The following is a 12039-nucleotide window of genomic DNA, read 5'->3' on the forward strand; positions in this document are numbered from 1 at the left end:
ATTCCATGGATTGAGTGATGGCTGCAGTAAAGAAAATTTTTGAAGAAATTATTCAAACCGATCACAAAGTCATCACCGAAGAATTATCTAAATCTATTCTCAAGACGTATGGTGTTAAAGTTCCACCTTTTGCACTTGTGACTTCTGCTGAAGAGGCTGCAAAAGAAGCCAAGAAAATTGGTTTCCCTCTTGTTATGAAAGTAGTCTCACCTCAAATCTTACACAAAACAGATGTTGGCGGTGTTAAAGTTGGATTAGATAATGTCAATGATGTAAAAAAAACATTCAAGGATATGTATGGTAGACTATCCAAAAAGAAAGGAGTTGATGTTAAAGGAATTCTTCTTGAAAAGATGGTTCCAAAAGGTGTTGAATTAATTGTTGGTATTCAAAACGACCCACAGTTTGGTCCAGTAATTATGGTTGGACTAGGTGGAATTATGACTGAAGTGATGAAAGATGTTGCATTTAGAATGTTACCAATAACTACTTCTGATGCAAAATCTATGCTTAACGAACTCAAGGGTGCAGCATTACTCAAGGGATTCAGAGGAAGTGACTCAATTGATCTTACCATGACTGCAAAAATGTTAGTAGACATTGGAAAATTAGGTGTAGAAAATGCCGATTATATTAACAGTATTGACTTTAACCCTGTAGTTGTTTATCCAAAATCACATTTTGTAGTGGATGCAAAAATTATTCTAAATAATGAACTCAAAAAGAATTCCATCTCAAAAGCCAAACCAAATATTACATCAATGGAGTTATTCTTTACTCCTGAATCAGTTGCATTAGTTGGTGCATCTGCAACGCCTGGAAAGATTGGTAATTCTGTATTGAATGCACTTGGCAAACAAGATTATAAAGGTAAAGTATATCCAATTAATCCCAAACAAGAGTCAATTCTTGGGATCAAATGCTATCCATCACTAGATGCAATAACAGAAAAGGTTGATCTGGTTGTTGTTTGTGTTGATCTTGCAGCATGTGGACCAATTATGAAAACTTGTGCAGAAAAAGAAATTCATAATGTTGTAATAGTTTCTGGTGGCGGCAAAGAGCTTGGTGGTGACAGAGCCGCAATGGAATCTGAAGTAAAAGAATTATCATTAAAACACAAAATTCGTGTAATTGGTCCAAATTGTATCGGAATGTTTAATGCTGCAAATCGTCTTGATTGTGCATTTCAAGGACAAGAGAGAATGATACGTTCAAAATTAGGAAATGTTGCATTTTTCTCACAAAGTGGAACTATGGGAATTAGTATGTTAGAAAGTGCTGACGTGTTTGGTTTATCCAAGATGATTAGTTTTGGTAACCGTTCTGATGTTGATGAAGCAGATATGATATGGTATGCTGCAAATGATCCTCAAACAAAAGTAATTGGATTATATGTTGAAGGATTTGGTGATGGTAGAAAATTCATCAATACTGCTAAACGCGTAATGAATGAGACAAAGAAACCCGTCGTAATTTGGAAGAGTGGACGAACTGCTGCAGGTGCAAAACAAGCTGCATCACATACAGGCTCACTTGGAGGTTCAAATGCAATAATTATGGGTGCATTTAAACAAGCGGGAATCATTTCAGTTGACAGTTATCAAGAACTGGTTGGAGTTTTAAAGGCATTAGCATGGCAACCTCCTGCAAAGGGTAATCGTGTTGCTATGACTAGCAATGGTGCTGGTCCAATGATTGGTGGAATTGATCAATTAGAAAGATTAGGTCTTACAATAGGAAAGTTGTCACCAGCAATTCTCAAAAAAATAAAGGATCGTTTCCCACCCACTGTTCCTATTCATAACGGAAATCCGGCAGATGTAGGTGGCGGTGCAACTGCAGATGACTATAGATTTGTCATTGAACAATTTTTAGATGAAAAAAATATTGACATTGCTATGCCATGGTTTGTCTTTCAAGATGATCCGCTTGAAGAAACAATTGTTGATTATCTAGCTGAACTCTCAAAGAAAAAAGTAAAGCCAATTTTAGCTGGCGGTAATGGTGGTCCATACACTGAAAAAATGACAAAATTAATTGAGAATCACCATGTTCCAGTTTATCATGATCTCAGGACTTGGGTTGCAGCTGCAGCTGCATTATCTCAATGGGGCAAAGTACGCGGAAAATAGATAACATTTAAGTTTATCAATACTTGGCAGATTATATGTCACTAGTTACCACATCTACTTCTGATGGTATTTGTACGGTCAAAATTAACAGACCTGACAAACTCAATGCCATGAATACCGATGTTGCAAAAGAACTGATCAATACTTTTGAAGAACTCAATCTGAATGATGATGTCAAAGTTATCATTTTGACTGGTGAGGGCGAAAAAGCATTTTCTGCAGGTGCAGACATTGAATATATGTCAAAAATCACTGCAGATGAATCAGTAGAATATGCAAAAACTGGTCAACTTGTAACTGCAACAGTCGAATTAGTAAAACAACCAACAATAGCAGCCATTAACGGTTTTGCTCTAGGTGGTGGTTGTGAACTTGCAATGTCCTGTGATATTCGTATAGCTGCAGATACTGCCAGACTCGGTCAGCCAGAAGTAACAATTGGGATCCCTCCTGGCTGGGGTGGAACCCAAAGATTGATGAGAATTGTGGGAATAGCAAAAGCCAAAGAACTTGTTTATACTGGCAAGATGATCAAAGCAGATGAGGCAAAAGAAATTGGCCTTGTAAATCATATAGTTCCTCTTGCATCATTACAAGAAGAATCTTTGAAAATGGCACAACAAATAGCTGCAAACTCTGTAATGGGTGTTCAGATGTCTAAAGTTGCAATAAATAAAGGAAGAAACGCAGACCTTGATACTGGTCTTTCCATAGAACTTCTTGCCTGGAGAAATTGCTTTACCCATCATGATAGAGAAGATCGTATGACAGCATTTGTTAACAAATCAAAGAAATAGCTATTTCTAATTTCATTTTTATTTTATTCAAAAAATATAGTTAGAGTTTCTATAACTCTAATTTACAGTAATCAATCCAATTCTCCATGGGTGCCATGAGCAATGGTATTTGTAGATCCCTTCTTCATCAAATGTGTATTCAAATTTGTCACCTGTGTTCAGTGGCGGACTGTTGAAGATATCTGTGACTTTTCCAGAATCATCTTGACTTTGAATATTGTGTGGTACTGAGTCATTATTAACCCATGTGACTGTAACCCCTACAGGAATCTCTAGATTCAATGGCAAGTAAAATCCAACATTAGTAATGCCTGAATTTCCATTAGGAATTACCACTGTTGCATCTATGTTTTTAGAAAATCTCGTCTCTGAATCTTCTATCACCAAGACATCATTTTCTATCAAAAATTTTATAGCATTTAGGAATTAAGTCTCTGAAATAACTCCTTGACCATACCATAACGCATTATTTTTTATCCACTCTGGAATCATCTCTGCATTTGCAATATTTGTTGAAATAGAAACTAGCAGGATTGAAAACATCATTGTCAGAATAATTATTTTTCTTGGTATTTGTTCCATGTTTAACATGGTTTAACAATGATTTTAATTGATTGGTCTATTCTTAGATTTGATTTTTATCTTTTTTATGTAGGTGCTAAATAATTTTCATGATCTTTTAAAAAAATAAAAAATGTTACATGAAAGAACTTAAATTTCAAACAACTGATAACACCATATCTTTATTGGTACCGTTAGATTCTGATTTTAATGAACATGATTATCATAATTGAAATTCAATTAATCCTTTGAAATATATGATTTCCTAAGATATGTCTATGAATTTCTCCAATCACACTCAACAAAAAACATGTGTGAGAGATATTATGAATAATTCAGTTATTTCCATTGATTCCTCCGTTACTGCAGCTAATGCTGCAAGAATGATGGAATATACTGGAATTGGAGCTGTTATTGTTTTAGAAAATAATTTACCTGTTGGGATTGTAACTGATAGGGATCTTGCTATAAAAATTACGGCTCATTCTTTTCCTGTATCGACTCTAGTTAGAAGAATAATGTCTTCTCCTTTGATCTCAATCGATCCAACTTCTGATCTATCTATAGCTTCTGATCTCATGTCTACAAGAAATGTCAGAAAATTACCTGTAATTGATGACGACAAAGTTGTTGGAATACTCACCCCAAGTGATCTACTTAAATACATTACAAATTACTAGAATAGACTGGAATATTGATAATTTCTTTTATTACTAGTGTGATGGGTGGGAAAAGCTTATTATAATTTGAAACATCATTTTCTTCATTATGGCAACTGAACAAACACAAAAGATGATTACAGTTACTGCGAAAGCAGCTGAAAAAATCCATGAATTTATGAAAGAAGAAGCCGAGTCTCCTGAGTACCTTAGGGTATATGTTCAAGGTGGCGGTTGTTCTGGTCTGTCCTACGGAATGGGTTTTGAGAAAGTACCAGAAGAGGATGACATCGTCATGGAAGAAAATGGAGTAAAACTCCTAGTTGACAGCTATAGCGTTGATCATCTACAAGGTGCAAATGTAGACTATATTGAAAGCCTAATGGGTTCTGGATTTAAAATCAATAATCCAAATGTTACAAAATCCTGTTCATGCGGTCACTCATTTAGCACTGAATAAACAATTTTTTTATTTTTAATTTTTAGTTCACTTCTAGCGATGCTGTAGATGCATATTTTCTGAAAAAAATTTCTATTTTTTGAGTAATTTTTGCGATACCTTATATATCGAAAGTAGAGACCAAAATTATGAAAATAAAGGAGATGAACCTATGTCCGGTAAATCAGGAATTGTCAAATATCACGTTAAACTTTCCTATGAAGTTGATGGACTTGTTGAAAGGGCAGACATAATCGGAGCTATCTTTGGCCAAACAGAAGGACTGTTGGGCCCTGAGATGAATCTGAATGAACTGCAACGGGTTTCTAAGGTAGGTCGCATTGAAGTAAATGCAAAATCTACATCAAACACAACACTTGGTGATGCGTTAATTCCTATGAGTACGGATATTGATACTTGTGCATTAATTGCAGCAGGAATTGAAAGTATTGACAAGGTTGGCCCCTTTGATTGCAAATTCAAATTGGAAGCAATTGATGATGTTCGTGCTGCAAAGAAAGAAGATATTGTAAGACGTGCAAAAGAGATCAAGCAAAAATGGGCAACTAAGACTGTTAGTGAGGGTGAAAGCATGCTAAATGATGTTCATCAGGGTGATACTGGAAAACTAGCAACCTATGGGCCATCAAAACTAACCTGTAGTTCTGGTCTGTTTACTTCTAATTGGGTTATTCTGGTTGAAGGAAGAGCTGATGTAATCAATCTTTTAAGATCTGGATATGATAATGCACTTGCAATTGAAGGTGCAAAAATTGATGAATCTATCAAAGAACTATGTAATTCAAAAGATACTGTTGTTGCTTTCATCGATGGTGATAGAGCAGGTGGATTTATTCTCAAAGAACTCAAATCTGTAGTTACATTAGATTATGAATTACGAGCAGACAAAGATGTCGAAGTTGAAGAATTAACTCCACAAAGAATTGACGAGATTCTGAGACCTGTTGCTGATGAAATCAAACATGGGAAATCAACACCCATACTCAAAAATGAAGATGATAAACCAGTTGCAGAAATGGCAGCAAAGGTTTTCTCAAATCTTAATGAAACTCTTGAAGCAGTTGCATTAGACGGTGATCAGAATGAAATATTTAAAGTTCCAATCAGTGAAGTTGTAAGCAAATTATCTACACAATCTGGAATCAAATACCTTCTATTGGATGGAATTATCACTCAAAGGCTTTTGGAAGGTGCCAAAACTGCTGGTGTTGAATATATCATTGGTCATAGAATTGCCAAGCTATCAAACTCTGATGGAATGACGCTTAAAACATTCGGTGATTTAGGCATATCTTAGGATCTTAGATGACTGAATTAAAGATTCAGCACATCCTAACTCTTTCTTATTTATTATCAAAAGGTGCCAAACACAACTATGTTTCTATTACTACTTCATCACTTGGAAAGAATATCCATAAATCTCAACAAGCAGCATCAAAACATCTTGTTGAATTAGAACAAAATCAATTTATTGAGAGAATAATTAATGGGAGAAATATATCTGTAAAAATTACTCCAAAAGGATTTTCTGAGATGGTAAAACTCTCATCTATTTTACAAAAAAGTTTGGATTCATCACCATCTCATGTTGAACTAAAAGGAACATTGATTTCTGGAATGGGTGAGGGCGCATATTATATGGGATTAAAAGGATATACAAAACAGTTCCAATCAAAAATTGGATACATCCCATTCCCTGGAACTCTTAATGTTTTACTGGATCAAAAAATCCATCAAGCAGCAGTAAAACAATTTGAAACTTTGGATGGCATTAAAATTGACAGCTTTTCAGATGGTAAAAGAACATATGGTTGGGTTAAATGTTTTACCGCTAAACTAAATAATTCTATAAACTGCGAATTGATTATACTTGAGCGCACACACCATGATACATCGATCATTGAATTAATCTCAAAATACTGTTTGAGAAAAACTGCGAAATTAAAAGATGGTTCTAAAGTTTTAATTAAAATTTCAATAAATTCCTAGAGTCCATGAATTGATTCACCGTACTCTTTCTCTATCTTAGAACTAGAACTTTCTGGAATTGGAGATTGCAATCTTGCAACTTTTGCATCCAAATTTATTTTCTTACATCCTTCTGTAATGAATTGCTCTTGATGAATTTGGTCATACCCTAATGCGATAATTTGGGGCTTGACGTGTTTTACCGTCTTGAAAATATCATCTTCTTGTCCTATCAAACAAAGATCTACCATAGAAAGTGAGTTTACTAATTCCTGTCTCTGATTTTGTGTATGAAGTGGTGTCCTTTTCTTCATCTTAATTGCTGTGTTATCCGTTGCCACAACTACCACTAGAACATCACCAAGTTTTTTTGCGGCATTTAATGTGTATATATGACCTGGATGAATTATGTCAAATACTCCTCCTGCTAATACAATTTTTAATGAATCTCTACCAATTCCAGTTAGTGTTTTTCTGTCTTTATTTACAAGTTGTTTTTTAATTAACTTGTCTATCTTAGAGTTGACTTCATCAGATGATAACATTATTTTTTCCATAATTATTTCAAATGGTGCCTTTTCCTGAATTTCGCCTATGTAAATAGCAGAAAGAATTAATTTTTCATTTTTTTCCAATGCTTTTTTATTTTTAAGACCTCTCTTTAATTCATTACTAAAAATTACATTTTTGGTTCAAGGCCTTTTGCCAATCTTAATGCATCTACAAGACCATCTGCATACCCTATACTCAAAATTGCTACTTCTTCTTGACCATCTTCTAGAAATTTTTCTGCATCTTGAACATACAGCTCTGCATTTTCTAAAATCCCATGAAATTCTTTTTGTTCTTTATAATATGGTGTAATTTCTTCAAGTGCGTCTCTTACCATTGGGACATACTTTTTCATCATCTGAATTGAAATCTTTTTTGTTTTTTCACTGTTATCATACGGTTCATCTACACACTGACCAAATATTTTGAGTGCATCTGATTCTGTAAAGTGTAATCTTCCCGGAATAATTATTGTATGTGGAGGTTTACCAAAATTAATCTTCATTAAACTAGAAATTTTACCTGAAATTATTTTTTGATCCTTGAATCCAATTCTAGATGCAACTATTACATATGTAGATAAATTTACGACATTTCTTTTTTGTCCTTTTTCTGTTTCTACTAATATCTCTAATGCATCTTTAGGATCTAAAAAGAAATTCTTGTCTTGATTATATTCTAAAAGTAACATAGTATGATTTCCTTCAATGATATTTTTGTAAATTATATAGTAAGGAGTTGTGAGTGATTTAATTTCATTCATAATTGTTGCAATTCTTCCAACTTTGTAAAAATGTAAACCACATTCACCAATAATTGAAGTAAGAGATGAAGATGCGTGAATAGAGTGTGTCTTTATTTTTTCTTCTATTGCTCTAGTTCTTAATTCGATATGTGTTGTTGCAATGTATGGATCTCCGTATGCTAACAAGATCACTTTCTTCTTCTTTGCATTTTCTAAAATCTCTTTACCATCTTCAATCATCCATCTTTTAGCTAGTATGAATTCACCTTTTGTAGCATTTTTGATTTTAATTAAATCAGATTTTCCAATTGGACTGGTAAATTGTTCCAGATATACAGTATCTGCCTTTGATAAAGCATCTAATGCTTCAATAGGAATTGATTTAAATCCAGAAATTCCTAAACCTATAAACCACAACATTACTGAATATTTCTGTCGTGAAGTCTTTTTAAATGCTGTAGGGTCTTTTTGAGAATTTCTATACCTCTTAAATATTCATCAATTGAGACTTTCTCATCAATTGTATGTGCTTCATGTGGATCACCTGGACCATATGTAACCACTGGAATATTCCATTGATTGCCTAAAACATTCATGTCTCCTGTACCTGTTTTTCTAATTAGGGTTGGTCTTGAGTGCTCTGCTTCCATAATTCCAAGAGTAAATGCTCTTACTAATGGTGAAGTATGAGATGCCTCAAATGGCTCTGTCTCATCAAGAATTGAGTAGAATGCCTCAACTTCTCTTTCTTGGGCAATTTCTTTTACTAGTGTAGCAATTTTTTGTTCAATAGTTTTACAGTTCATATCTACTGGAATTCTAATGTCAAATGTGGTCTCACAATCTTTTGGTGTTACATTATGACTTGTTCCACCTTTAATTTCTGTCATTGTTATAGTAAGTAGCATCCCTTTGGATTTACCTTCTTGATTCATCTCTAATCTTTCTTTGAGTTCTTTTACAAAAATCATCGATTCTTGAATTGCATTTTTTGAAAGCCACGGTGCACTTGCATGAGAACTATCATCTACACTGATTTTAAGATTAATTGCTAATCTTCCTTTATACGCGATTGTAACTTGTTTAATTCCACTTGGCTCTCCAAAAACTGCATAATCAATACCCATCTCTTTTTTTACAAGATTTTTAATTCCTGTGGCGTTCCCTTCTTCATCTACAGCTCCTACAAAAAATACTGTTCCGTTGTTATTTTGAATTGATGCTGCAGCAAATAACATTGCCATCAATGGTGCCTTTGCATCTGATGCACCACGCCCATAAAGAGCATCTCCCTCTTTTCTTACTTTGACTTTTCCTGGAACTACATCCATATGTCCACATAACATGATCTTTGGTGATCCAGAACCTTTTTTTGCAATTATATTTCCTACTTCATCAATTTGAATATCTTCAAACCCTAAATCATCACATTTGTCAGCTAAAAATTCCGCCATTGGTTTTTCACTAAGAGATGGTGTGTAAAGTCTTAATGCTTTTTCAAGCATCTTAACTGCAAATCTTGGTGTAACTGTAAAATTTGTGTCCAATTCTTATTTGTCTATCTTCCGTGCATAATCAAGCATTGCTGATGGGATGTCTACTCCACATACTCTTACAGTGTTCTTGTATTCTGTTGTATTGTTGACCTCGTGGACAACTAGTCCTTTCTCATCACTTTCCATTAAATCTACACCTACGATATCTCCTTGAACTGCTTGTTTTGCCTTTATACACATTTCTTCCATTTCTTGTGTTATTTTGCATGGTTCGGCTGTTCCTCCAAGTGCCATGTTAGTTTTCCAATGTTTTGAAATTCTATAAATTGCTGCAATTATTTTATCTCCTACCATTATTGCTCTAATGTCTCTTGGTGGTCTTTGTACAAACTCTTCTAAGTAGTGAATCTGATAAATTGGATACATATTTTCTCTGCTCTCAAGAATTCCATCTGCAGAATCCGTATCGTTTAATTTTGAAATTAATCTTCCCCAACTACCGACTGTTGGTTTGATGACTCTTGGAAATCCTTGAGTTTGCAAAGCTTCCAATGCTGATTCTTTTGAAAACGCAACAGTTGCATCAGGTGTTGGAACTCCAAATTTTTTTAATAACATATGTGTAAATAATTTATTTCCTGCAAAAACACCCGTGTTAAGGCAATTGATCACTTTAACACCAAGTCCTTCAAGTGCTGCAGTTGAATGAAGATTTCTGTAATAACTTACACATCTCTGAATGACTACCCCATAATCCTCGGGTTTTTTTTCTAAATCTAATGCTAACTTCTTACAATCAACCATCTGTATGTTGATGTTCTTTTTTTTACCTGCTTCTAACAGGGCTTTTTCTTCCCAACGGATGGTATCGTAAAGAATAGTAACGTCAGGACTCACTGTCCCCAATCCTCGCCAACCGTTTGGGCAGGCTTTAGTTGGAAACCGTCTGATTTTTTTTCTAATTCAAAACTTGCGCCACATTCCGGACATGTTACAATTTCCCCCTCAAGTGCATCACTTGGAACAGAAATGTCTGCATCACATTCTTCACATTTTGACATATTTTATCTCAATTAATCCTCTTTATTTATCATTAATTATCTTTATTATCGTATTTTTCCTAACAAATTCATTATCTTCCAAAATTACCACTAATTTATAAAAACAGTAATGAGAATATGTATTTTATCTTATTATTCGTTTTTGTAAAATAGTTGTATTTTGAATTAAATGATTCCTCTGCAAAATCTACCTTTATTGATGAATGGCAGTCACAAGGGAGAATAATGTGGTTAGATGCATTTGATAATCAAGTTTCATCCATGGCAATTTTTGAAGCCTCAGAATAAGAAGAAAAGGACTTTTTTAAAGCATGAAGGCATCTGTTCAGAATATGCCCATTTATGAAATGAATCAATGTGATGTAATACTAATTATATCCGTTTTATCGGAATGATTGATAGAAATTCTTAATTTTTTAAATTATGAATTAAAAATTTAGTGCATCCATGTTTAATTGAATAAAATAAAAATAGAAAAGAGGGTCTAAACTCTTAGACTGATTCTAGATCTTGCAGTAATTACAACAATGCTTATAATCGCAACCATCAATACCATCATTGCAACAGTACCAAATTCTGGGACAACTGTTGCAACAGTATCAATTTTTTCAAGAATTACATCCACTTGTGAATTAACTTTAGAGATGGATTCCTTGTCTTTAATCATATTTCGGAGATCTTCTCTTAACATGATTTCTACTTCCTCCATCAGTTCTTTTTGGTCTAATTCAATGAGAGGAGCTTCGAGAAATTCAAAGTTATCAAGATATGCTTTTGTAGCAAGGCTTAGTGCCAAGTCCGTATTACCATTACCATACTCTAGTTTTGTTTGCTCAAGTAGTTCTCTTATGTTTTTGACATAATCTAATAGATTGTTTCCTTCATCTTCAACACCTAAGACTTCATCAAGTTCATGAATTATACTCTTCACTATATTTTCAACTTGCAAAGGATCTGCTTTTGCATCATATGCTGCCCAAAGATCTATGTAAAATTCATCAATCTCTTCGGCCATGTGTGAGTCAATATCTGGTTTTATTTCGCTGAAAATCTGTTGTGATCTCCATACAAATGCAGAACCATCCTGGAATTCAGCCATTTCGGCGATGACTCCATCAGATACTGCCTCGCCATACTCTGCTATCGATGTTTCAAGTAAGACTTTCATTAATTCAGTCTTAAATGCCGTTTCTTTACTCAATTCATCTCCAACAACAGTTGAACGTGCTATTGCAATTACGCCTTTTGCATCATCAATCGCTTGCTGAGCCTGTGCACGTGTTACCTTGGTGTTTACCTTATCTTTTAGTTCCATCAATGTTTTTTGAACTTGAGCATCAAGGTTAGAATCTGATGCCTTTAGTGTAGGTTTCATTGAATCATACAGCTCTGAAATTGGATGTGTTGCATGAATTAACGCAAGTTCCGCATTTTTATCATCAAGATTTTGTTCTAATGCCCAAAAATGCCCAAGTGTTTCCTCAAGGGAAGAAGCAAAGTCGACTTTGTCTTGATAGGATTCTGCAGAAACTACTTGTGAAAAAGCAGTAGTGAGAAGAACAGAAGTCATCAGAAATGTCAATATTGTAACTTTTGTCATTAGTC

General features: G+C 34.3%; 15 protein-coding genes. 7 read left to right on the forward strand and 8 right to left on the reverse strand.

Features of this window, described 5'->3' with window-relative positions; all coding sequences use genetic code 11:
- Positions 1-17 precede the first annotated feature (17 nt).
- Together OEM44_06600 and OEM44_06605 are read left to right on the forward strand one after the other, a co-directional pair.
- On the forward strand, positions 18-2135 hold the full coding sequence (locus OEM44_06600) for an acetate--CoA ligase family protein (protein ID MDH3516466.1): 2118 nt from the start codon (positions 18-20) through the stop codon (positions 2133-2135).
- A 35-nt stretch (positions 2136-2170) separates the two neighbouring features.
- Positions 2171-2932, forward strand: coding sequence for an enoyl-CoA hydratase-related protein (locus OEM44_06605; protein ID MDH3516467.1), 762 nt, complete (start codon positions 2171-2173; stop codon positions 2930-2932).
- Between the two features lie 57 nt (positions 2933-2989).
- Here the strand turns inward: OEM44_06605 and OEM44_06610 are convergent, their stop codons facing one another.
- Entirely contained in the window at positions 2990-3316 is a 327-nt protein-coding gene (locus OEM44_06610) for a plastocyanin/azurin family copper-binding protein (protein MDH3516468.1), read from the reverse strand.
- A gap of 42 nt (positions 3317-3358) precedes the next feature.
- Entirely contained in the window at positions 3359-3514 is a 156-nt protein-coding gene (locus OEM44_06615; GenBank protein MDH3516469.1) for a hypothetical protein, read from the reverse strand.
- Between the two features lie 305 nt (positions 3515-3819).
- On the opposite strand from OEM44_06615, the gene OEM44_06620 reads away from it, so the two are divergent.
- The 4 genes from OEM44_06620 (at position 3820) to OEM44_06635 (ending at position 6601) form a co-directional block, all read left to right on the forward strand.
- Positions 3820-4173 (forward strand): CBS domain-containing protein, encoded by a 354-nt coding sequence (locus OEM44_06620; GenBank protein ID MDH3516470.1) that lies wholly within the window; start codon positions 3820-3822, stop codon positions 4171-4173.
- Positions 4174-4261: 88 nt separating this feature from the next.
- Entirely contained in the window at positions 4262-4612 is a 351-nt protein-coding gene (gene erpA, locus OEM44_06625) for an iron-sulfur cluster insertion protein ErpA (protein ID MDH3516471.1), read from the forward strand.
- Between the two features lie 151 nt (positions 4613-4763).
- Positions 4764-5909 (forward strand): DNA primase DnaG, encoded by a 1146-nt coding sequence (dnaG, locus tag OEM44_06630; protein ID MDH3516472.1) that lies wholly within the window; start codon positions 4764-4766, stop codon positions 5907-5909.
- Positions 5910-5917: 8 nt separating this feature from the next.
- Positions 5918-6601: a DUF120 domain-containing protein gene (locus OEM44_06635; GenBank protein MDH3516473.1), complete on the forward strand. Its 684-nt coding sequence runs from the start codon at positions 5918-5920 to the stop codon at positions 6599-6601.
- On the opposite strand, the gene OEM44_06640 is transcribed toward OEM44_06635, so the two are convergent.
- From OEM44_06640 to lysW/argW, 5 genes are read right to left on the reverse strand one after another with little or no spacing between them, the layout of a single operon-like run.
- Positions 6598-7215, reverse strand: coding sequence for an FAD synthase (locus OEM44_06640; protein MDH3516474.1), 618 nt, complete (start codon positions 7213-7215; stop codon positions 6598-6600). The two genes, OEM44_06635 and OEM44_06640, sit on opposite strands and share 4 nt — an antisense overlap.
- 44 nt (positions 7216-7259) lie before the next feature.
- A complete protein-coding gene (gene dph5, locus OEM44_06645) occupies positions 7260-8297 on the reverse strand; it encodes a diphthine synthase (GenBank protein ID MDH3516475.1) in 1038 nt (345 codons plus the stop codon).
- Complete coding sequence (locus tag OEM44_06650) at positions 8297-9424, reverse strand: M20/M25/M40 family metallo-hydrolase (GenBank protein MDH3516476.1); 1128 nt, start codon at positions 9422-9424, stop codon at positions 8297-8299. The genes dph5 and OEM44_06650 overlap by 1 nt, the downstream gene beginning before the upstream one ends.
- A gap of 3 nt (positions 9425-9427) precedes the next feature.
- Positions 9428-10270 (reverse strand): lysine biosynthesis protein LysX, encoded by an 843-nt coding sequence (lysX, locus tag OEM44_06655; protein MDH3516477.1) that lies wholly within the window; start codon positions 10268-10270, stop codon positions 9428-9430.
- Entirely contained in the window at positions 10267-10434 is a 168-nt protein-coding gene (gene lysW/argW / locus OEM44_06660; protein ID MDH3516478.1) for an alpha-aminoadipate/glutamate carrier protein LysW/ArgW, read from the reverse strand. Before lysW/argW ends, lysX begins: the two co-directional genes overlap by 4 nt.
- A gap of 153 nt (positions 10435-10587) precedes the next feature.
- Here lysW/argW and OEM44_06665 point away from each other — a divergent pair, with 153 nt between their 5' ends.
- Positions 10588-10722 (forward strand): hypothetical protein, encoded by a 135-nt coding sequence (locus tag OEM44_06665; protein MDH3516479.1) that lies wholly within the window; start codon positions 10588-10590, stop codon positions 10720-10722.
- A 196-nt stretch (positions 10723-10918) separates the two neighbouring features.
- On the opposite strand, the gene OEM44_06670 is transcribed toward OEM44_06665, so the two are convergent.
- A complete protein-coding gene (locus tag OEM44_06670; GenBank protein ID MDH3516480.1) occupies positions 10919-12034 on the reverse strand; it encodes a PEFG-CTERM sorting domain-containing protein in 1116 nt (371 codons plus the stop codon).
- Positions 12035-12039 lie beyond the last annotated feature (5 nt).

The sequence above is a fragment of the Nitrosopumilus sp. genome, from assembly GCA_029862745.1.
Taxonomy (GTDB): domain Archaea; phylum Thermoproteota; class Nitrososphaeria; order Nitrososphaerales; family Nitrosopumilaceae; genus Nitrosopumilus.

Coding starts and splice junctions, on each gene's coding strand:
- OEM44_06620 (MDH3516470.1), top strand. CDS start 3,820: ATGAATAATTCAGTTATTTCCATTGATTCCTCCGTTACTGCAGCTAAT.
- OEM44_06615 (MDH3516469.1), bottom strand. CDS start 3,514: ATGGAACAAATACCAAGAAAAATAATTATTCTGACAATGATGTTTTCA.
- OEM44_06635 (MDH3516473.1), top strand. CDS start 5,918: ATGACTGAATTAAAGATTCAGCACATCCTAACTCTTTCTTATTTATTA.
- OEM44_06600 (MDH3516466.1), top strand. CDS start 18: ATGGCTGCAGTAAAGAAAATTTTTGAAGAAATTATTCAAACCGATCAC.
- lysW/argW (MDH3516478.1), bottom strand. CDS start 10,434: ATGTCAAAATGTGAAGAATGTGATGCAGACATTTCTGTTCCAAGTGAT.
- erpA (MDH3516471.1), top strand. CDS start 4,262: ATGGCAACTGAACAAACACAAAAGATGATTACAGTTACTGCGAAAGCA.
- OEM44_06605 (MDH3516467.1), top strand. CDS start 2,171: ATGTCACTAGTTACCACATCTACTTCTGATGGTATTTGTACGGTCAAA.
- OEM44_06670 (MDH3516480.1), bottom strand. CDS start 12,034: ATGACAAAAGTTACAATATTGACATTTCTGATGACTTCTGTTCTTCTC.
- dph5 (MDH3516475.1), bottom strand. CDS start 8,297: ATGTTGTGGTTTATAGGTTTAGGAATTTCTGGATTTAAATCAATTCCT.
- dnaG (MDH3516472.1), top strand. CDS start 4,764: ATGTCCGGTAAATCAGGAATTGTCAAATATCACGTTAAACTTTCCTAT.